The sequence below is a fragment of the Anabaena sp. CCY 9910 genome, from assembly GCF_963920875.1.
Classification (GTDB): domain Bacteria; phylum Cyanobacteriota; class Cyanobacteriia; order Cyanobacteriales; family Nostocaceae; genus Trichormus; species Trichormus variabilis.
In genome coordinates, this window is sequence record NZ_CAWUDJ010000034.1 from 1 (window position 1) to 21,658 (window position 21,658).

The 21,658-nt window shown below is 40.6% G+C and carries 19 protein-coding genes; 7 read left to right on the plus strand and 12 right to left on the minus strand.

The features are described from left to right. Positions 1 to 186: 186 nt before the first annotated feature. The 4 genes from ACM5QX_RS21350 to ACM5QX_RS21365 all read right to left on the minus strand — a co-directional run bounded on the left by ACM5QX_RS21350 (position 187) and on the right by ACM5QX_RS21365 (position 4,329). Positions 187 to 927 (minus strand): amino acid ABC transporter ATP-binding protein, encoded by a 741-nt coding sequence (locus ACM5QX_RS21350; protein ID WP_414755363.1) that lies wholly within the window; start codon positions 925 to 927, stop codon positions 187 to 189. 125 nt (positions 928 to 1,052) lie between these two features. Then, complete coding sequence (locus tag ACM5QX_RS21355; protein WP_414755364.1) at positions 1,053 to 2,198, minus strand: amino acid ABC transporter permease; 1,146 nt, start codon at positions 2,196 to 2,198, stop codon at positions 1,053 to 1,055. A gap of 78 nt (positions 2,199 to 2,276) precedes the next feature. Then, positions 2,277 to 3,203 (minus strand): amino acid ABC transporter permease, encoded by a 927-nt coding sequence (locus tag ACM5QX_RS21360; protein WP_414755365.1) that lies wholly within the window; start codon positions 3,201 to 3,203, stop codon positions 2,277 to 2,279. A gap of 61 nt (positions 3,204 to 3,264) precedes the next feature. Further along, positions 3,265 to 4,329: an amino acid ABC transporter substrate-binding protein gene (locus ACM5QX_RS21365; protein WP_414755366.1), complete on the minus strand. Its 1,065-nt coding sequence runs from the start codon at positions 4,327 to 4,329 to the stop codon at positions 3,265 to 3,267. Positions 4,330 to 4,904: 575 nt separating this feature from the next. On the opposite strand from ACM5QX_RS21365, the gene ACM5QX_RS21370 reads away from it, so the two are divergent. Both ACM5QX_RS21370 and ACM5QX_RS21375 read left to right on the plus strand, forming a co-directional pair. Then, positions 4,905 to 5,462, plus strand: a complete 558-nt coding sequence (locus tag ACM5QX_RS21370) for a hypothetical protein (protein WP_190567488.1) — start codon at positions 4,905 to 4,907, stop codon at positions 5,460 to 5,462. 186 nt (positions 5,463 to 5,648) lie between these two features. After that, on the plus strand, positions 5,649 to 6,287 hold the full coding sequence (locus ACM5QX_RS21375) for a DUF3318 domain-containing protein (RefSeq protein ID WP_011317601.1): 639 nt from the start codon (positions 5,649 to 5,651) through the stop codon (positions 6,285 to 6,287). Positions 6,288 to 6,521: 234 nt separating this feature from the next. Here the strand turns inward: ACM5QX_RS21375 and ACM5QX_RS21380 are convergent, their stop codons facing one another. Beyond that, the gene (locus tag ACM5QX_RS21380; RefSeq protein WP_414755368.1) at positions 6,522 to 7,316 is read right to left on the minus strand and encodes a 7-carboxy-7-deazaguanine synthase QueE; all 795 of its coding nucleotides are present in this window, start codon (positions 7,314 to 7,316) and stop codon (positions 6,522 to 6,524) included. A 192-nt stretch (positions 7,317 to 7,508) separates the two neighbouring features. On the opposite strand from ACM5QX_RS21380, the gene ACM5QX_RS21385 reads away from it, so the two are divergent. The 3 genes from ACM5QX_RS21385 to ACM5QX_RS21395 all read left to right on the plus strand — a co-directional run bounded on the left by ACM5QX_RS21385 (position 7,509) and on the right by ACM5QX_RS21395 (position 11,712). Continuing rightward, a complete protein-coding gene (locus ACM5QX_RS21385; protein WP_414755369.1) occupies positions 7,509 to 8,558 on the plus strand; it encodes an anti-sigma factor antagonist in 1,050 nt (349 codons plus the stop codon). Between the two features lie 377 nt (positions 8,559 to 8,935). Next, positions 8,936 to 9,829 carry a 2OG-Fe(II) oxygenase gene (locus ACM5QX_RS21390; RefSeq protein ID WP_414755371.1) on the plus strand — a complete coding sequence of 298 codons (894 nt, stop codon included), beginning with the start codon at positions 8,936 to 8,938 and terminating at the stop codon, positions 9,827 to 9,829. Between the two features lie 587 nt (positions 9,830 to 10,416). Then, positions 10,417 to 11,712: an MFS transporter gene (locus tag ACM5QX_RS21395; RefSeq protein WP_414755372.1), complete on the plus strand. Its 1,296-nt coding sequence runs from the start codon at positions 10,417 to 10,419 to the stop codon at positions 11,710 to 11,712. Positions 11,713 to 11,857: 145 nt separating this feature from the next. On the opposite strand, the gene ACM5QX_RS21400 is transcribed toward ACM5QX_RS21395, so the two are convergent. From ACM5QX_RS21400 to ACM5QX_RS21410, 3 genes are all read right to left on the minus strand, one after another. Then, entirely contained in the window at positions 11,858 to 13,180 is a 1,323-nt protein-coding gene (locus tag ACM5QX_RS21400; protein ID WP_414755373.1) for a CO2 hydration protein, read from the minus strand. 66 nt (positions 13,181 to 13,246) lie between these two features. After that, the gene (locus tag ACM5QX_RS21405; RefSeq protein WP_414755375.1) at positions 13,247 to 14,749 is read right to left on the minus strand and encodes an NADH-quinone oxidoreductase subunit M; all 1,503 of its coding nucleotides are present in this window, start codon (positions 14,747 to 14,749) and stop codon (positions 13,247 to 13,249) included. A 94-nt stretch (positions 14,750 to 14,843) separates the two neighbouring features. Further along, a complete protein-coding gene (locus tag ACM5QX_RS21410) occupies positions 14,844 to 16,706 on the minus strand; it encodes an NAD(P)H-quinone oxidoreductase subunit F (protein ID WP_414755377.1) in 1,863 nt (620 codons plus the stop codon). Between the two features lie 432 nt (positions 16,707 to 17,138). Between ACM5QX_RS21410 and ACM5QX_RS21415 the strand changes: the two genes are divergently transcribed. Beyond that, on the plus strand, positions 17,139 to 17,972 hold the full coding sequence (locus tag ACM5QX_RS21415) for an SWIM zinc finger family protein (protein ID WP_414755378.1): 834 nt from the start codon (positions 17,139 to 17,141) through the stop codon (positions 17,970 to 17,972). 201 nt (positions 17,973 to 18,173) lie between these two features. Here the strand turns inward: ACM5QX_RS21415 and ACM5QX_RS21420 are convergent, their stop codons facing one another. Then, positions 18,174 to 18,359 carry a PCP reductase family protein gene (locus tag ACM5QX_RS21420; protein ID WP_011317610.1) on the minus strand — a complete coding sequence of 62 codons (186 nt, stop codon included), beginning with the start codon at positions 18,357 to 18,359 and terminating at the stop codon, positions 18,174 to 18,176. 253 nt (positions 18,360 to 18,612) lie between these two features. Next, complete coding sequence (locus ACM5QX_RS21425) at positions 18,613 to 18,726, minus strand: sporulation protein (RefSeq protein ID WP_414755380.1); 114 nt, start codon at positions 18,724 to 18,726, stop codon at positions 18,613 to 18,615. Positions 18,727 to 18,858: 132 nt separating this feature from the next. Between ACM5QX_RS21425 and ACM5QX_RS21430 the strand changes: the two genes are divergently transcribed. After that, the gene (locus ACM5QX_RS21430) at positions 18,859 to 20,211 is read left to right on the plus strand and encodes a pentapeptide repeat-containing protein (RefSeq protein ID WP_414755381.1); all 1,353 of its coding nucleotides are present in this window, start codon (positions 18,859 to 18,861) and stop codon (positions 20,209 to 20,211) included. Here the strand turns inward: ACM5QX_RS21430 and ACM5QX_RS21435 are convergent. After that, positions 20,208 to 20,870 carry a Coq4 family protein gene (locus ACM5QX_RS21435; protein WP_414755383.1) on the minus strand — a complete coding sequence of 221 codons (663 nt, stop codon included), beginning with the start codon at positions 20,868 to 20,870 and terminating at the stop codon, positions 20,208 to 20,210. The genes ACM5QX_RS21430 and ACM5QX_RS21435 overlap by 4 nt on opposite strands. Before the next feature lie 16 nt (positions 20,871 to 20,886). Continuing rightward, entirely contained in the window at positions 20,887 to 21,657 is a 771-nt protein-coding gene (gene map, locus ACM5QX_RS21440; protein ID WP_414755385.1) for a type I methionyl aminopeptidase, read from the minus strand. Position 21,658 lies beyond the last annotated feature (1 nt).

Genomic DNA, 21,658 nt, shown 5'->3' on the forward strand with positions numbered 1-21,658 from the left:
AGTTGAATCTCTTGTCAATTTTTCTTTTCCTAAAGTAACAAAAGAGGGATTATCTTTAACCTTGGGGAGAATTAGGAAGAGTAAATATCATGTTCAGTTATGTGCGAATTACGGCAGTTTATCACGCACAGACACCAGGGTAAGATTTCAATAAATGCAATTTTTGCATCAGGGTAATTCTTTGTACTAGAGAATCTGTGATAAAAATTTGCGAGTGCGTTCTTCCTGGGGCTTGGTGAAGAAATTGTCAGGGCTAGCGGATTCGACTAGGTGACCGCTATCCATTAACACTACTCGGTCGGCGACTTCACGGGCAAACCCGACTTCATGGGTCACCACTACCATTGTCATACCATCGCGGGCTAGAGAGCGCATCACGTCTAGCACTTCTCTCACCATTTCTGGATCTAAGGCAGAGGTAGGTTCATCGAATAGCATAATTTTTGGTTGCATAGCTAAGGCACGGGCGATCGCTACTCGTTGTTGTTGACCCCCAGATAGCTGTCCTGGGTATTTATTTGCCTGTTCTAAAATTCCCACTCTTTCTAAGAGTTGCATGGCTAACTCTTCGGCTTGGGCTTTTTTCGATCGCCGTACCCAAATTGGTGCCAAGGTGATGTTTTGCAAGACTGTTAAATGGGGAAATAAATTAAATTGCTGAAATACCATCCCTACTTCTCGTCGAATTGCATCAATATTTCGCAAGTCGTGGCTGAGAGTGATGCCATCAATGGTAATTCTGCCTTGCTGGTATGCTTCTAAAGCATTAAATGTCCGGATAAATGTGGATTTTCCTGAGCCAGAAGGCCCCATTAATACTACAACTTCTCCACGATTCACTGTTAAACTGACACCTTGGAGGACATGGAATTTGCCATACCATTTGTGGACATCTTCAGCAATAATTATTGGTGTTGGTTCTGCCATATAAATTAACCTTAGTTTACTTCTATTGTTTCTTGATAAAGATGCACTTTAATTCTGTAGTGTAGAGACGTTGCATGCAACGTCTCTACATCATTTATTTGGAGCAGCTTCATATTAATTTTGTATTAATTATTTAGTTGTCTTTCTAACCGACGGGAAGCAAGGGACATTGAGTAACAAAATAGCCAATAAATCAAGCCAATAAATAAATATACTTCTGCATAACGACCAATAAACTGAGGTTGCGCCAAAATCGAACGGGCTATACCTGTAAGTTCTACTAAGCCTACAAGTGATAATAAAGAAGTGTCTTTAAATAAACCAATAAATTGTCCGACGACGGCGGGAATTACTGCGCGTAAGGCTTGGGGCAAGACAATTAACAATACTACGAAAAAAGTATTTAACCCTAGTGCTTTTGCGGCTTCAACTTGTCCACGGGAGACGGCTTGCAGACCACCGCGCACGTTCTCGGCCATATAAGCTGCACTAAATAGTACCAAGCCAGCGATCGCTCTCAACACTCGATCTAAACGGACATCGGCTGCAAAAAACAAAGGCAACATCACTTGTGCGAGAAATAAAATTCCAATTAGTGGAACTCCCCGAATAATTTCAATGTAAAGAATAGAAAACCAACGTACTACAGGCAAATTGCTAGTACGTCCCAAGGCAAGTAGAACGCCGATGGGAAAAGAAAGAACTATACTAATTGCTGCCATCAATAAGGTGAGTAGTAAACCGTTCCACAAATTGCTGGATACGGGACGCAAACCAAAGTTGCCACCAATCAACCACAGAATGATGGGGAACGACAACAACCAGATCAAGGAAAGCCACGGGGCGACTAAATTTGTCAACTTTGATCCAAGTATAAAACCAGGTATCAATAAAATCGCCGTCAACAGCAACCACAGGCGCGATGACAAATCTAGGGGGAAAAGAATTAATAGCAAGCCGACAATAAAAGCAAATAAGCCTACTTTCCGCCATGTCAACTTTTGCTGATGAAAGAAAACACCCGCAGTCACAGCACCTAAAGTAGAAGCGATCGCTAAAACAATCCAAACTCGCCAGTATTCAGTTTGGGGAAATCTGCCAACTAAAAATAAGCGTAAATTTACTTGAACAACTGCCCATTGTGCTTTGGTAGTTGCCCAAATGACAATTCCTTGGACTAGCCACAACAATAACGCCGAGCAGATAACAGTTAATAGGCTGTTATACCAAGTACTAAATAGATTTTTGTGTAACCAAGTTAGTTTAATCATTAGTCATTAGTCATTGGTCAATAGTCCATAGTTATTCTTCTTTGCTTCCCCTGCTCCTCTCTCTCTTAAGAGTCCCTTTTACCTTTCTTTAATCTGTACGGTGCGATTAAAGGTATTCATGATGAGGGAGATAGTCAAACTGAGAGAGAGATAGGTAAGCGTTAGGAGTAACATAACTTCTACTGCTTTTCCTGTTTGATTAAAGGTGGTGGAGGCAACAAAATAAATATCGGGGTAGCCGATGGCGATCGCTAAACTGGAATTTTTGGTGAGATTAAGATACTGGCTTGTGAGTGGGGGAATGATGACTCGCAAGGCTTGAGGGAAAATAACTAGGCGCATGATTAAGCTTGGGTTTAATCCTAGCGATCGCCCTGCTTCCCATTGTCCCTTAGATACTGACTGAATCCCGCCTCGGACAATTTCCGCAATAAAAGCTCCAGTGTAAAAAATTAGCCCCAGCAGTAAAGCAGAAAACTCTGGTGAGAATGTAACCCAAGGTAGTTCTAGTCCATTTTGGCTCAGGCTAATAAATCCCCCAAGAGAAATTTTATTATCTGCTTTGGGAAGCCCTAAAAAAACTGCAAAGTACCAAAACAACAACTGTAAAAGTAATGGGGTATTACGGAATACCTCTACATAAACTAAGGAAATGTTCCGCACTAACCAGTTATCAGATAATCTGGCAATTCCCGCAATGACCCCAACAATTGTTGTCAGAATGATGCCAATAAATGCTATTCGTAATGAATTAATTAGTCCTACCCATAAAGCCAGACTATAAGTATCAGTTGGTTTATAAGCAATCAGCGTTTCGCCGATATCAAAAGATGCTTGCTGCTTGAGAAAATCAAAGCCAAATTGAATGCCCAATCGTTGCAAATTGCGGTTGAGATTACCTAACAGGATAGTCACTACAAATGCAGCTAAAAATAAAGCAATCAATTGCCCAGCAATATACCAGAAGCGATTATCACGCCAAAAAGGAGGTTTTTCGTTGGTCATTGAAACTTTGCGGTGCAATTCTTGTATATATATAGTCCATAGTCATTTTTTTTGCACTCGTCTAGCGGAACGGTGGAGAGTATAATAATCCGCCTTTTGACCACAGTTGGTTTTGACCTCGTGCTAAATTAAGCTTTGTTTTGGGGCCGAGGTTGCGATCGTAAAGTTCGCCGTAGTTCCCTACGTGTTTGATGATTCTGGCGGCGAAGTCGTTAGTTAAACCAAGTCCTTGACCTAAATCACCTTCGGTTCCTAAAAAGCGTTTAACATCTGGGTCGTTACTAGTCGTAAATTGACCTAAATTTTGAGAATTAATCCCTAATTCTTCACCTTTAATTAGGGCATAAACTACCCAATTCACAGTATCACTCCATTTAGCATCACCTTTAGCAACTGCTGGTGCAAGTGGCTCTGAAGAAATAACTTCATCTAAAACCACATTATCCTCCGGTTTGGGTAGGGTTGTGCGTCTGGATACTAAGGCTGAACGGTCGGCGGTGATTGCATCACAACGTCCTTCAGCATAGGTGGCGAAGGTAACGTTAACGTCTTCAAACACAACTGGCTTATAGGTGATATTGCGCTTCCGCATTTGGTCTGCTAAGTTCTGCTCAGTTGTAGTACCTGTTTGCACACATATGGCTTTGTCTTTCAGGTCTGCTAGAGATTTGATGGCGCTATTTTTGCGAACCATGATTGCTTGACCGTCGTAAAAGACTACAGGTGCAAATTCTAGACCAACTGAGGTAGCGCGGCTGAGTGTCCAAGTAGTGTTACGGCTGAGAATATCTACTTCGCCAGTTTGCAGCGCTGTAAATCGTTCTTTAGCGCTAAGGTTACGAAATTCTACTGCATCTGGGTTGTCAAACAAAGCTGCGGCGATCGCTCGACAAACATCTACATCAATACCGCTATACTCACCATTAGTTCCCACAAAACTGAATCCTGGGACTTCGCCACTGACACCGCAAATTAACTGACCACGATTTTTAATCGTATTCCAGCGATTTGCGACTAATGTACCTCCTGAATTAGTAGATGTATCGGTTGTTGGCGCTGAATCTCCTCCACAAGCAGTAGTAGTAAAAATTAATGATGCGCCCAGGATAAGAACTAATTTATTCATAAACATCTAAGTTAGCGACCCTCCAAAAGTGTTGCTGAATACAATAAAGTCATAGCAACAAATTGATGTTTGTAATATAAGGCTTTTTGGGTACTTATCACCATCCTATTTAATTCATGTAGTTACTCAAATAAACTATTAATGGGTAATAAGGCGAAAATCATATGCAGACTTATTACTAATTGGACGTAGTATTTATAGGGTGGGCATTGCCCACCCTATCCGATTTTTGCTGGGTAATGCCCACCCTACGTATAATTTTTGAATTTTGAATTAATTCATGTTTAAAAATTTGTCTTCAATACCTGACAAATATCAAACAAAACATAGCCTTTTTCATTAATTGAGAGACACAATAGACGACTCATTTGAAAAATTGATTACCTGAGAACTCACCAAATTTCTGCAATATGAAAAATCTGGATATATCTACCAATAGATTTATCTAGTTGTAGTAAGACTTTCTGTATCCTGACGAAAAATAGAGCAGCCATTATGTCAATTAATCCAGATGCCCCTAAAAGGTTACACTAGTCCTGGTGACAAATGCTCCACCATTTTTTCGAGAGGGTTTTATGGGAGCTAACCTCAAACAAATTGCTAATTACTTAGACAAACTAGGTTGGGACTACCGTCTTGAGGAAGAAGAAGACCGCATTATTACAGGTGTGGACGCTGACAACCTAGAGGACTTTCTCATAGTTGTCCAACTAGACGAAGAAGGAAAATTTTTTCGAGTATTTGCGCCGCAAGTTCTGGCTGGAGTACAAGACCATCCTTACAAGGGAGCTATCTTACAGACGATGCTAGCAATTTCTTGGGAAACGAAAATGCTGCAATGGGAATATGACCCGTCAGACGGTGAAATTAGAGCAATCATTGAGTTTCCCTTAGAAGACTCGATTCTCACCGAGAGGCAATTTCATCGGTGCCTGAGTGGATTAATTCAGATTGTGGACAATATAGCTATACCCCGATTGATAGAAGTGATGAAAACAGGTCATGATCCTGGGAATATAGAACTTGGTGAAAGAATATTATTAAGTATTCAGGAAGAAGCTCCTGGATTATTAGAAATTTTAGAAAAAGCAATGGAAGCGCGAAAGAAGCGGGGTAGTTTTCCTACAGAGTGAGACGCATCATCACTTAAATAGTTATCATTAACTGTATACACCACGATGAATGGAAAGGAGCGCTGAGGATAAAGGCCAGATGTTCAAATTTTTTACCCAGAACTCAGCACTCAATACTCTTCCAAGTCAGCTATACTCCAAAGTGATACCCTCACAATATACTGAAATTTTCTAGGGCTGGATTTTATGACATCCTATGCAACCTCCTCTGCTAAAGCGGAAATGAGTGAACTTCGGCGGTTGAAAGGCCTACTACCGCCAGAATTGCAGAGCTGGGTCACGGTTGAAGGTACAACTGAGGTCAATCCACCCCTGATCCGTAGCGAAGAAATTGGTAAAGACCAGGTAGAAATTCAAATTGACTTGGTTAAATGGGATGCTCTGGCAATGGATCAGCGTAATCTGCTATTTTGGCATGAAGTAGCCCGTATTCAAAATGACACAATTCCCAAAGATGGTTGGGAAATGGCAGCATTAGCCATTGGTTTGGGCGGTGCTGTGGGTGAGTTATGGGTACAGGATGGATTATTGTTGGTGTTGGCTTTGGCGCTGTGCGGTGTTTCTGGCTGGCGGCTGTATCAAAAGAATAATGGGGAAAAACAAATTAGAGAAGTTCTGGATGCGGATGAAAAAGCGATCGCCTTGGCAACTCGCTTCGGTTATAGTCTCCCCAATGCCTACAAAAGTCTTGGTAGCGCTTTAAAAACTCTCATTGACACTACTCCCAGTAAACGCCAACGCTCCCGCTATGAAGCCAGACTGTCGGCACTCAAACGCAGCGCTAACAAAGCAAAAGCTAAATCTAAAGCCACTGATGAAGACTAAGAAAAATACATGAAGTGGATAATAACAGCCTAAATATCTCTATTTGTGTGCCTCTGTGGTTGAAAATTTATTTAACCGCAGAGGCACAAAGGTAAAAGGCTACAAGATAAACTAATCTAGCCGCTCACCTCTTGCAGAGTGTATTGTACACAACGAAAAAACACTATATAGCCTTGGCCTTACAAAGTTTTTAATTTCATCAGAGAAATTTACAGAAATTTGTTGGTTTACTCTTCATAACTGATTTAACATTTTATGAGTCTGCGGCACAACGCGAACGTATTTTAAAAACCGTTTCATCGAAGTTTGCCACGTCAAAACATCTGCTGGAGCAGGAGCAAGCGCGGGTGTTTGGCTGAATTGATCAGACTCGGCTAGAGGCGTGACAGGCTGCAAAAATACAGGGATTTCAGGACTGACATCTGCTACAAGTAAAGCCGCACGTTCCAATTCAGCTAAGTCTGTGCGATGAGAGATAATTATTTTGACAAAAGTCTCTGATTGTGGGTGACAAAGTTGAAGGAATTGGGAATGTGCTTGCCAATGAGATTCACCACTGACACTAGGGAGTTTCAAATCCATACCCACAGAGTCTAGATAGGGTAAAATCGTAGCCAATTGTTCTGGGCGATGTCCGCCAGTCTCTAGGTATATAGGTAAACCAGTGAGCGATCGCACTTTGGGCAAAAATTCCTGTAAAAAAGGAGCATGAAGAAGCGGTTCTCCACCGGTCAAGCTAATGCTATCGTGTAGACAAGGTAAATTTTGCCTTTCAACCCATTCGATGAGAGTGGTTAGAGGGACAGGATTTGGGTGACTTTCAAAATCTCGCAGTCCTGGCGATCGTTCTATCCTACAACTAGCAGGCGCATTCCATGTGTGGGCGCTATCGCAAAAGTGACAGCGCAAGTCACAAAAAGCAAAGCGAATAAAAATTTGACGTGTCCCGACATTCAGTCCTTCCCCTTGAATAGCAGAAAAGACCTCAACCAGGCGTGCAGTAGGTTCGGCTGTAGTTTTAGCAGTCATGGGTGTAATATGCGATCGCACTACGTCGATGCAACAACAAGTATGTTTTTTAGCTTCTTGTTCTATTGTGAATCTTTGTAGGCAATCTCTAATCTGATCCTGAGTAACTAACTATGAGTCATTACTCCTACTGATTAACATAAGGTTAGGTAATTTTCTAGAACAAAATAATGTGTGGCAGATTAAATGTACATGGCAACCAAAGTGCAGAGCTTCATGACTAGCCAACCCACAGAGGTAAATTTTCTAGTTACCACCCTAAATGAAACCCTAATAGTGCAGGTTCCTGTCCGATTAAGCGTGCTGGAAGCAGTGGGCTTTAAGCAAACCTGCCAAGAATTAACCAAAGGAAACTCTCATCCCAAGGAAATCATTATTGATTTTCAACAAACTACCTTTATGGATAGCAGTGGCTTGGGGGCATTAGTTAGTAACTTTAAAACCACTAAAGAAAAAGGAATTGTCATGATCCTGCGGAATGTCACTCCCCAGGTCATGGCAGTATTAAACCTCACCGGACTAGATAAAGTTTTTTCTATTGAACCCAGTAGCAATATATCCCCAACAGAAGCTGAGAATGCTTTAGATAATCAGAAAGCTTCTACTCGTAAAATAGAGCAACTACCTACCACTCATCCCTCTGTTGCATCCTGGACTAAACGATTTTTGGATATTCTTGGCGCTTTAGTGGGTTTGGTAATCACGGGAATTTTGTGTATTCCCATTGTGATTGCAATTCAAATCGATGACCCAGGCCCCATTTTCTTTGGACAAATCCGTTGTGGTTGGATGGGGAAACGCTTCAAAATTTGGAAATTTCGCTCCATGTGTGTGGATGCGGAAGCAAAAAAATCTCAAGTTGAAAACCAGGTACAGGGTGCTTTTTTCAAGAATGAAAACGATCCTAGAATTACACGAGTAGGCAGATTTTTACGGCGTACTAGTCTGGATGAATTTCCTCAATTTTGGAATGTTTTGAAAGGAGATATGAGTTTAGTAGGGACTAGACCACCTACACCTGATGAAGTAGAACGCTATGAAGTACCAGAATGGCAACGTTTGGATGTTAAACCCGGTATGACTGGGGAATGGCAAGTAAATGGTAGGTCTAAAGTTCGTAGTTTTGAAGATGTAATTCGTCTAGATTTGCTATATCAAAAAAACTGGAGCTTGATGTATGATTTAAAGCTAATTTTCAAAACTGTAGCTATTCTATTTAATAGAAATAGTGGCGCTTATTAGCAGATTTATATGATTGGGTGACCAACAAAACCCATTGCTGCCATTAACTAAATACAATCATTTTGTAAAATTACCAAGAATCTCTGATAAAAATATCAGGGATTCTTATTTTTTATTAAAAATAATTTTGCAGTATTTAAGTAGGTTTTTATTTTATTGAAATTAATGCCAAGATGGCTTATTGCGAAACATGGAAGGCGATATTATTAATTAGTATTTGCAGGAATATCACAACTCGAAAAATATTCATAAACTTTACGGAAATACTGGATTATAAATTTATCTGCGTCCATTTGTAGTTATTTCTTCCTGCCTCTAATTCGTTGGTATGAGAATCACTACAGATTTTATTTGAAAATAATAGTATCAGGGCAATTATGATAACAATTGTTAAAAAAGTTCGCAACGAAATAATTAGAAAAATCTATCGAATACCATTGTTCAGTAATACGGCTGATATTGCATATCAAACAGCGATCGCTCAACATACTGATCATCTACCTTATCTTGCGGAAAGTGATTTATCTTTGGTTAAAAATCTTCAAGAAGAAGGGATTGTGATAACTTCATTAACAGAATTATCAATTCCCTCTACGATGGAAATGCTCCAAGCGGCAAAACTTTTGAAGACAAAAATACCGAGAAATATTGCTGGAAATCAAAATGAATTTACTGTTCATGCTACCTCTGAGCAAATTAGAGAGCATTCTAGTATTTTCTTTTGGGGACTTCAGGAGAGATTACTTAATATCGTAGAAAACTATCTTGGTTTGTCAGTAGCTTATCATGGTGCTTATTTTCGCCGAGATATTAACAATCAAGTGCGAAAAAAATCTCGATTATGGCATCTGGATAAAGAAGATAGGAAGATGCTCAAAATTATTATTTATCTTAACGATGTAAATGAAGATGGTGGGCCTTTTGAATATATCCCCAAGTCTTTGACTTCGCATATTTCTAAGTCTTTGAAATATGATGATACTTATATAAAGGATGAGACTATGGATCAGGTTGTATCTTCATCTTATTGGCAGCCCTGCACAGGAAAATCTGGGGCAGTGATTTTTGTTGATACTGCTAATATTTTTCATAGAGGAAAACTACCTCTATCTTCAGACCGATTGTCAATATTTTTCGATTACACTACTAGACAACCAAAACACCCATTTTATTGCAAGTCTTCTCTGAGCAACAAAGATTTATTGGCTGTTAGTGTAGAACTATCTGAAAATCAAAAACAATGTATATTTTGGCAGCACAATTATAATTAAATTTACTATTACTTCGAGTTTTTCACCACAATCACTTATACCAATAGGTCTGCTAATATCTCAGTTACACTACAGCCGTTAATTAACAATTGGGACGGTACGATAGCGATCGCCTAATTATAACGTGGACTTTCGACAAGCCTCACTTGTAACACATCTTTTAATTATTTAAGATGGCGGTGAAATTTATCACCAGTGATGTAAAAGAGTTAAATTATGGCTACCCTATTCATTCCGTAGATTCCGCCGATAGTTCTGCCAATTTTTCAGTATAATATTTTACTTTCTTAATAACTGACTGTAGCAACTGCTGTTGTAGTTTTGTGATTTGTCATGGTAGCATATGCTTCGTTGTTTTATTAGCTAACTATTCTATACCCAAATAGTAAGCATGCAAACTTTATGCCAGTCTAATATTAAGCCATGTTAAATATCGATGGCATTTGGTAATGATTTAGTCAGACCAAACTGTATTGACAACTTTTGAACTTATGAAGAGGGAAAGAGAATAGGTTTTCACTACTCTTGACTCTGAAATCTCTAGTTTCATCAAAGTTTTGCAGAGACTTTTAAACAAGGAATATCTGATGACACCAACTCATAGAGAAAGCTCTAAAATAGAGAAACTCAAGTTAACTTTTTTTGAATTCCCCCCGGCGCTTAAGTCTTTAAACTTTGCTAGTTTTGTCATTGGAGAGAGCTTATCTTTTTTCGGCTCTTGGATGACACAAATTGCCTTAGTATGGTTGGTTTATCAATTAACAAATTCAGCTATGTTAGTTGGAGTAGCTGGATTTACTAATCAAGCTGTAGGCTTATTTGTAACACCATTAGCCGGAGTTTTACTAGATCGCTGGAATCTACGATATGTTTTGCTAACAACGCAAACAGTGTCTATCATCCTATCTTCAACATTAACTTTTCTTACCCTGAACAATCACATCAACGTTACGTGGATAATTCTGATTGGGATGCTTCAGGGAACTGTGAAAGCGTTTGACTTACCAGCACGCCAAGTGATTATTCCCAGATTGGTGGAAACCAAAGCAGATGTTTATAGTGCAATGGCTTCCCATTCATTCATGATTAATACTGCTAAGTTTGTCAGTCCAATGATTGGCGGTATATTGATTGCTCGGTCTGGTGCAGCTTCATGCTTTTTAGTTGATGCTATTAGTTACTTGCCATTTATATCAGCAATATTAACCATTGAAGTCAAGTCACTTCCTAATAGTTCATCTCATAAAACAACACCTATCTGGGAACATCTCAAAGAAGGATTTGTTTTTGCTTATGAATTTGTGCCAATAAAATATCTTTTGATATTACAAATATTAGTTTGCTTTATGGCAATGACTTATGTAAACTTAACGCCTATATTTGCAAAAGAAATTTTAAATGGTAATGCGGAAACTCTAGGATTTTTGATGACTGCTTCAGCTTTGGGTTCGATAGTATCCGGGCTGTATTTAATTTCGCGGAAGAAAGCTTTGGGTTTGGTGGAGATCATAGCGCGTTCCGCTATACTTTTAGGCTTAAGTTTAATAATGTTTTCTCGTTCAACAGTATGGGAATTCTCTCTGATTTTTATTTTTCTGATAGGAATGAACAATACTTTAACTCTAGCAGCACTCAGCAATTTTATGCAGTTAATTATTACTGATGAGAATAAAAGAGGTAGAGTAACTAGCATATTTACAACTGGTTTCTTGGGAATACTACCCATTGGAAATTTATTTTTTGGTGCATTAGCCAGTCAAGTTGGCGTGGCAAATGCTTTATTGTTTGGCGGTATTTGCTGCTTGATTGGGGGGTGTATATTTGCTAGACAAATATCCACTATTAAGAGAATAGTAAAACCCATATACGAAAGTGTGGCTTGAATTAGCCAATCTAGTGGATGATGAATAATATAAAAAAAGCTCACAAGTCATAAACATCTTGTGAGCAAATAAATTATTCAGTTACTTCTGGATAGTAAATAAAAAGGTGATTGGGTAACTGAATTGCAGTTAGTAGGTAAATTTTCTACCGATAATCTTGATTTTGAATACTCCGCAAACGAGCAGCGTCACGCATACCATATTCTGAGCGAGTAAAGCGATTTAGTTGTGATTCAAAGAAGTCGCGGTTGGCTTGTAAATGTTTAGGATTGGGGTCATCTAAAGGATATAAAAGTGCTGTTCGCAATGCTTGAATTACGGCAGAGGTGACGTTGTACATTGAACGTTGGAAAGTAATTCCCAACTGAATCAACATATCTTCTTCCCCACGACAATATTTTTTGTAGTAATCAACAAGATATTGTGGTAAGAAGTGCAACATATCTTGCATGAGTAATGTGGGAGGAATACCCGCAGTTCCTACAGGAAACACATCAGCGTAGAGAATACCGTAGTGGAAGTCTTTTTGGTCAGCAGGTACTTGACCGGCTTGAGCGTTATAGGATTTAGTCCCACGGAAAGGGGCTGTGCGATAGAAAACGGCTTCTACATAGGGTAATGCGGCTTCGTATAGCCAGGTAAAACCTTTAGATTTAGGAATGATTTCGTAGCATTCACCACGGATATATACATGATGGTAAATCGGACGACCTGCGATCGCAAATATGCCATTAACCAAAAAGTTCATTGCATCTGGAACACCCTTAAAGCCACCTTCATCATAGATATCCGACATTTCAAAGAATACAGGAGCCATGACTTCCCAGAATAAGCCCAAGTTAGAGTAGTAAGACATCTGGCGGCACTGTTCCAAGAACATATCCGGGAACAGCTTGTAAAGCCCCAACATGACTGGGTTGCCTTGAAAATAAGCTTTAATTGCTCTATCAGCGTTAGCCTTATATTCTTCTGAGTCGAGGTAAGCGTCAAATTGGTTAACTGGCGCATACATTTTACGGTGCCAAAGCATAGCCTGCATACAAGCTTCGGCAAACTCCATGTTAATGCGATCGTGCAACAAATGATGCAATAATTTTGGCATCTTAAAGGTTTCACCCTTTTCCATAAATGCCAAAAGTTCTGGATGGGCTGTAGCTACACCTCGCCAAATTCTTAAATCAGCATCATCACCGGCGTAATGATTATGTAGGTCTAAATATTCTTGGGAAATGAAGTATTTAAAAAAGGGAAATGGGTTTAGAAATACTTGTTCAGCAATATAAAGTAGGTCGCGCCAGTAAAAATCCATCGGCACAGCATAAGCCTTATATATGCCGATGATTTGCATCAGGTTCTCTGGTGTATCTGGCAACATAGAACCGCCTGCTTCTAGGCGATAAATTATATCCGCAAATTCATGCTGGGAAGGAGGGATTTTTGTTGTGGGTTTTTCTGGAGTTTGTACCATCGTGATTTCCTAATCTTCAAGAAGGTTACTTAGTCAGATGTGGGTTTTGAGTAATTCTCTGGTTGACTACTTCAGCGCAACTTGCGAGATTACTGTTTTTTCCACAGGAGGAATCGCTGCGACCATTGCTGTAGTTGTGGGTTCACTCCACCGCACTAACCAAGTTGGTTGTACTCCTAGAAAGATGATTAAGGCTGCCAGAATTAAGGCTGGTGTTTTCTCTGACCAAAGAACTTTGGCGTAGTAGGCTTGGTTGTTATCGAGTCTGCCAAAACAGGTGCGGTTGAGGAGGATAACAAAATAAACTGCTGTTAGACCGCTAGATGCGACACACAATAAAGTAGAGAAAGGGAAGGCGGCAAAGCTGCCTTGGAAGACGATAAATTCGGCGATGAACCCTGTTAAACCGGGAATACCTGCGCTAGCCATACCACTTAAAACTAGTAATGCACTAATGAGGGGTAAACCGCGAATTGGACTCATTAAACCGTTGAGTTTGTCTAACTCCCTTGTGCCAACTTTCTCTTCTATGACTCCCACCAAATGGAAAAGTATAGCCAAAATCAAACCGTGGCTGAACATTTGGGATACAGCACCAACGAGGGCTAGAGAAGTACTGGCAGCACTGGCTAATAATACATAACCCATGTGACCGATGGAACTGTATGCTACCATGCGCTTGATGTCTTTTTGGGCGATCGCAATTACTGCCCCATAAATTGCACTCACAGCCCCCCAAATTGCTAAGGTTGGCGCAACAGCACTCCAAGTTTGCGGAAACATTCCTAGTCCAAATCGCAAGAGTCCATAAGTTCCTAACTTTGCCAACACGCCACCCAAAAGAATGGCGATTGGTGCGGAAGCTTCTACGTAAGCATCAGGCAACCAAGTATGAAAGGGAACCAAAGGAATTTTGATACCAAAGCCTAAGATGATTCCTACAAGTAGAATCAGTTGCAGTCCGGCAGAGAGGTTTTGGGTAGATACAGCATCAAAGGCGAAACTGGAAGAACCCGTTAGCCAAACCATACCCAAAAATGTAGCTAGAATGAAAGCCCCAGAAACGGCTGTGTAAATTAGAAACTTAATCCCAGCGTAAGCACGTTTTTCTCCTCCCCAAATCGAAATTAATAAATAAAAGGGGATTAATTCTAGTTCGTAGAAGAGGAAAAACAGTAGTAAGTTTTCAGCTAAGAAAGCACCTGCAACTCCACCACTGACTAGCAGAATCATTGAGTAAAAAAGGCGGGGGCGTTCTGTTTGTTTGCTACTGCTGTAAATAGCAATCCAGGTGAGGAGGCTATTTAATACCAACATCAAAATTGATAACCCATCAACGCCTAGTTGATAACTCAAACCTAAAGTTTCATTCCAAGGTAGATATTCTTGGAACTGCATTCCTGGATAGCTGATATCAAATTTCAACAGAATAAACAGATTCCAGAGTAATACTATTCCTGCAACAGTTAAAGCTACTAAGCGAACACGGCTAGCTTGATTGGGATTACTAGGCCAAAACCCGATAACTATAGCACTTAAAATTGGTATCCAAATTAGTACACTAAGCATAATACTTTTGTAAGTCGAATATTTTATTTGCCTGGGTGTGTCAGTTGTCAATTTTTTGCCACTGACAACTGACAACTAACTACTGACGAATTACTTAAAACATCAAATCCAAAAACTGGAATCCCCAGAAAGGCCAAGTCACCCAAGCGCCCAAAACACCTACTCCTAAAAGAACAGTCAAGGCATAAAATTGGGTTTGTCCAGAAGTACTGTATTTTAGACCTTCACCACCTAACAGTGAGAACAGACCAACAAAATTGACGATACCATCGACTACGAATCGGTCAATCATATCGGCAAATTTAGAAACTTGGGCAACACTGAAAATAATGGTTATGCGATACAGATTGGGGGTATAAAAATCGTATGCTAGTAGGTCTTGCAAACCTTTCCAAGGTAAGCGAATTGGTTTAGGAAGAATGTTGCTTAAATAAATGACACTGCTAATACTGCAACCAAAAATGCTTGACCAAATTAACAGTAATGCGACATCTTTGTTGATATTTGCCCAATCAGGTAAAAGCGATAAGCTTTGCAAAATTAAAGGCAGATGCAGAACAAAGCCAAATAAAATCATCATTGGCAGTACCATCGGCCAATGAACTTCTGGCGATCGCTCAGTCATCTGTTTCGGTTTACCACCAAAAATCAAGCCAAATTCTCTCACTAAACTGAAGGCGGTTAAACCATTGACAGCTATGACAATTCCCACTAACCAAGGGTGAGTTCCCCATAAGCCATCGGCTAGTTTTAATAATGCCCAAAAGCTACCCAATGGGGGGAATCCAATTAAGCCCAATGTGCCGACAATGAAGGCTAACCCAGAAATGGGGCGACGTGACCACAGTCCACCTAGTTGAGTCACATCTTGGGTAACACTGTTCCAAATAATACCGCCGGTACTCATGACCAATAATGCCGCCGATACTGCATGGGTGAGTACTAATAACAGTGCAGCTTCATCTTGGCGTGCGCCTACCGCAATAAACACCAAACCCATGTAAGCGCTGACAGAATAGGACAAGCAGCGTTTAACATCAATTTGGGCGATCGCAATTAAAGAACCACCAATGGCTGTGACTGCACCAATCCCCACAATAAATGAGGAAACTACAGGTGATAAAGTTAACACTGGTTGGAGTTTAATCAGTACCCATGCTCCACTGGCAACTACTACCGAGTTCCGTAAAATAGTACTCGGCATCGGGCCTTCCATCGCTTCATCTAACCACAGATGCAAGGGGAATTGGGCGCACTTACCCATTGGCCCAGCAACTAAAGCTAAACCCACTAGTGTAATAATTGTGGGGTCAACGTTGGCTGTTTCCGCCCATTGCGCTAGTTCTGGATAATTCCAAGTTCCTGCTAGCGGCCATAATCCCAATACACCCATGAGTAGGAACAAGTCTCCCACCCGCTTGGTCAAGAACGCATCTCTTGCGCCACTGACTACTAATGGTTGGCTAAACCATAAACCAACTAGTAAGTAGGTTCCTAATGTGAGGATTTCTAGAATTACATAACTGAAGAATAGATTGTTGCATAAGGCTAAGGCACATAATCCCGCCTCAAATAATCCCAATAATGAATAAAAGCGTCCCCAACCCCAATCCATTTCCATGTAGCCGATAGCAAAAATTTGGGCAAGGAAATTCAACCCCGTAATGACTACCATTGCGCCTACACTTATAGAAGAAATTTCTATGGCAATGGTAAGGTCTAAACCAGCAGTAGATAGCCAAGGTAGAAATACTTCTGTGGGCGGATGATTCCAAGTCGCTTGTAAGGCGATCGCACTATGAACCAACGCCAAAAACGTCATTATTAAATTTACATAACCAGCCGGTCTTGGCCCCGTCTTGCGAATGATCCCCGGCGACCAAGGTATGGCTAATAGACCGCCAATTAGAGCATACAAAGGGACTAGCCAAACAGTCTCAAGGAGAAACTGAGCCATGAACTTACCTCTAGATTTGTCACAAAAAATTAAAGTATTTCGGAGTTAACTTGTATAAATCCGAATCAATACAGCTATCGTAAATAAGGCAAATTTATCTTTGCTTAATATTCTTCTTAGCTTACCGTTATCTCTATCAAAAAGGAATTACCCATCAAAATAAATCAACGATGTCTACTCTAATTAATTCTTATATGTCGAATAAATCAATAATTATCATAGATAAAAATCTATGTATTTTATGAGACATTTGATAGGATTACAAGGATGCTATTCAAATTTGCGACCATTAACACTTGACGCGGAAATCCTGGAGTACCTGCGTGATGGTAACTTGAAGCAGACTAAGCACTTGGCTAAGGAGTCAAGAGGCAAGGCGGATATAGAATAATTCGTAATACCCTATAGAAAGTAAACTACATATATTTAATAATGACGACTTACACTTTACAAGCGAGCCGGGAATGGTGGTCACAAAGATGGCTCGATTTATTAGATTCTTATCGCTTTAAAAAACGTTTAGAACGAGCGCGGATATATTCTCGTCAAGGTAATGTTTTGAGTATCGAGTTTAAAGGTGCAAAAGTATTAGCTAGAGTTCAGGGTAGTGAAGAGGAGCCTTATAAAGTATCCCTATCACTTGATCCATTTAGTGATGAGCAGTGGGGTTATGTAATTGAAACTATGTCCCAAAAAGCTGTTTTCGCTGCCAAGCTATTAGCAGGAGAAATGCCCCAAAATATTGAGGAAGTATTTACAACTAACGGGCTTTCATTATTTCCTTTCACTTTGTCCGATGTCCATAGTAAATGCTCCTGCCCTGATAAAGCTAACCCTTGTAAACACGTTGGTGCAGTCTACTATCAATTAGGCGATAGATTTAGTGAAGATCCATTTGTCTTGTTTCAATTACGTGGACGTAATCAGGAAAAAATTATCCGCGATTTACGACAACTACGTAATGCAAAAATTGAAACTAAAATAACAGCAGCATCTGAGCCTCAACAGCAAGTTACTCGAACTCAATCTAATATAAAATTGGATTCTTGCTGGCAATATCATGAACCACTCGAATCATCATTAGTTGTGATTGCTCCCTCAACTTCTGAAACAGTGTTAGATGTATTAGGAGCAGTTCCTCTAGTAAAAGATGAAGAAAGTTCAACAGATTTAAACTCTAGTGATGTAGTCATGAAATATTTAGCAACCCTGTACAAAGAAGTTGGACAGAAGGCTATGTTAGCGGCGATGAATGTGGGCAGTTAATAATAATTCGTAATTCGTAATTCAGAGGTTATTTATAAAGTAAAAATTAGATTTTTGTAGTGTTAGGCGCAGATTTCGATATGATTAGCCACAAAAAATAATCTCCACGCCTAACGCACTGTGTTATGTGGCAGTGCGTGATAGCAAAGCCATTACACAAAGGCAATCAAGCGGGAAGAATATCTACACCGCTTTTTGCCTTTATTGTCCAAACTCCAGTCTGGCTTGTTCTACTAACTCTGGTGTGACTATATCCTGTTCTGCTTGACGCGCTAACTGCTCAATTCTTGCTTGGGCTTGAGAGCGTGCAAAAAAGGGAATATTTTTCAACTTTGTCTTGGCTTCTGATGTCCAGCGCAAATTATCTGTAAAATTATGTTCGCTCATATCACTTACACCCCTTTCTTAATCAAAAAATTTGCTTGCCATTGCTATGTCAAACTAGCAATAAAAGTTAACTAAGATGACATTGAATTATCTGATCAATCAACGCTTCTAAATCAGTTTCATATAAATCTGATTGTTTGACAATCAAGTACTCATCTATAATCAAAAGCTTCTTCTGGCGAACCTTTCCAACCACTGGTGCATTTATCAATCTCCAGCAACACTTGTAACTGATCTGCGATCAGAGGGAAAACTACTGCCAATTCATTCCAGGAATGACGGAATTCTTGAACAGGCGTGTATCTACTTTAGCTGCGCCAATACCAACACTCACTAACAAATTCTTAAGCATAGATGTTGAACTCATAATTAAGTTAAAAAAATGTTCAGTAAAACTAAGTTTTACTTGTACTTGGTGTAATACTTATCAGGCTGTGCTGTGAGTTTTATGCTTTGTCTACCTTTGTAAAATCAAGTTGACTGGGGCAAAATAGAAAACATGACGATTGAATCCAATTCCTCAAATTCACCAACCCCAGAATCTACACCTGAACACGACTTGCAACCAGATGATTTTGATGGTGGTGCAGGTGAAAATCACTTAACCCCAGAAGCATTAGCAGCACAACAAGCTCTAGCTGCTATTTCTTCCTTACAATCACCGCAAAATACAGCCATATTGAAACAAGCCCGTTCTGGTTTTCAGCCACGTCCTCAACCTCCAGTTACAGTCAAACCAAGGGCATTGTTGATTACTGTAGCGGGAATGGCCATTACTATTATTGGTATTGCACTCAATAGCTGGATTATTGGTGTCGTGGGTACGCTGCTGACATTGCTACTATCTTTGGCGATGCTTTTGCCTTGGGTGTTGTATGTAATTGATGAGTGGTTTACATCCCAAGATAAAAATTTGTTTGTGGCTTTTGTGGGGCTAATAGTAGCGTTCGTTGGCTTTTTGCGGTTTAGTGGTGTGGGCGATCGCCTGCTACAGTGGGGCCGAAAAGTCAACTGGGAGGCTTCCGGTACTCTGGCGGAATGGTTTGGTGCTTTGGGACAAATTGCGATCGCCATTATTGCTGTTTACGTAGCGTGGCGACAATACGTTATTTCTAAGGACTTGACCATTCAACAAAATTTGTTAACTGTCCAGCAAAATATCATCACCCAACAACAAACCATCGATTCTTATTTCCAAGGCGTTTCCGATTTGGTTCTAGATGAAGAGGGATTACTCGAAGATTGGCCGCAAGAAAGAGCGATCGCCGAAGGACGCACGGCGGCTATTTTTAGTAGTGTCGATGGTAGTGGTAAAGCCAAAATCCTCCGTTTTCTTTCCCGTTCTAAGTTACTCACCCCCCTAAAACGCGATCGCCGTTTGGGTAGAGCAATTCTCAACGGTGTTGGTGGTTACGCTGAAGACCGCCTAGAAGGGGTGCGCGTCATCGATTTAGGTGTGATGTTGGCGGGGTCTGACTTGTCTCAAACAGATTTACGTTGGACAGACCTCAGTGAAGCCAATCTTGTCCGCGCCAATCTAAGCGGTTGTGATTTGGTCAAAGCCAACCTTTCCCGAACCATCCTCTATGATGCTGACCTCAGTGGTGCTGACTTCAATGGAGTTCGTCTATTTTATGGCTCAGTAGAAAAAGCATCACCCCGCAGCCGCACCGAACCACCAGATTACAGAACAGGCGAGCATACCGGCGCTGTGGTCGAAAATGCCGACTTCAGCAATGTACAACGGATGTCAGAGGCTCACCGTTATTATTGCTGTGCGTGGGGTGGGGAAAAAACTAGAGCCACTATTCCTGGTGGTTGTGAGGGTATTCCCAACCTGCTAGGCCGTTAATTTGCAGGGAGAATAATATTTAAAGAAGTACGCACATCCGCCAGAGGTTTTTCCCATAGTAAATTCCATTCAATACCAAACAAAGGCTTGGCTTGCTTTGCCATTACCCAGCCTGTGGCGATCGCATCCATGTATGGTGTGGAAAGCTCTATATCGTAAATTACCGCTTTGAGTAAGTTTTTCGCCAGCAATGCTAACCAAAAGCGACTAGCGTATAATTGCGACACATAAAAAGCTTCTAATTGGATTTCTCCCAAAATGCTGGTATCGGCTCCAGTAACTATATGCCAGAGGTCGTGTGTCTCGGTAATATGGGTTTTGAAAAATTGATAATCATTGTCTATTTCCTGGGACTGTAAAGGCTGCAAATTATTTTGCAGCATCTGGTCAGCATAGACATATCCCAAAGTGTTAGTTGGCAATTGATGGAGTTTTGGTAAATCCACCACACCTAATCTTGGACGTTGTTGAAATGCTTGCTTCCCCTGAGGGGTACTAGAGAGAAAGTCAATTATTTTTTGCAAACTGTACTCATCACTTACAGTCTCAGCAAGTTTGTAAATGCAGGTAAAATCGCCATCGTATGATCTGACAAAGCTAATAAAGCTATCAATGACGCTATCTTCCCATGTTGAATCTATTTTCTCTGGAGATTGCATAGTCAAAAACCTTTATTTACTCACTTTCAGGTAGAGTAAGAATTTCTACGCCATCTTCTGTAACTACGATGGTGTGTTCAAACTGAGCTGATAGCTTGCGATCGCGTGTTACGGCTGTCCACCCATCACCTAACATCTCAACTTCGTAAGTCCCTTCATTAATCATTGGCTCAATGGTGAATACCATCCCTGGACGCAGGCGCTTGCCTTTCCCTCGTGTGCCGTAATGGGGTACATCTGGTGCAGTGTGGAAAATATTACTAATACCATGTCCCACAAAGTCGCGCACTACAGAAAAGCCCTGAGCCTCAGCATACTCTTGAATTGCTGCCCCAATATCCCCTATCTTTGCTCCTGGTTTCACTTCTGCAATCCCTAAATTTAGGCATTCTTCCGTTACTTCTACCAGTTTCTTGGTTTTGGGAGCAGCATTGCCCACAATAAAGGTTTTAGATGTGTCCCCGTGGTAGCCATCAACAATTGGTGTCACATCAATGTTAATGATGTCACCATCTTTAAGAATCTGCTTGGCGTTGGGAATCCCGTGACAGATCACTTCATTGACGCTGGTACAAATTGACTTGGGGAAACCCTTGTAACCCAGAGGAGCGCTTTTAGCTCCATGTGCTTGTGTCCAACGTTCAGCTTCATCATTCAGTTCCAGAGTACTTACCCCTGGCTTTACCAATGGCTCAAGATGTTGCAGGAGTTTAGCCGCCAAGCGTCCCGCTTGCCGCATTTTTTCTATTTCGCGTTGGGATAAGATAACGATGAACTCGGTTTTCATG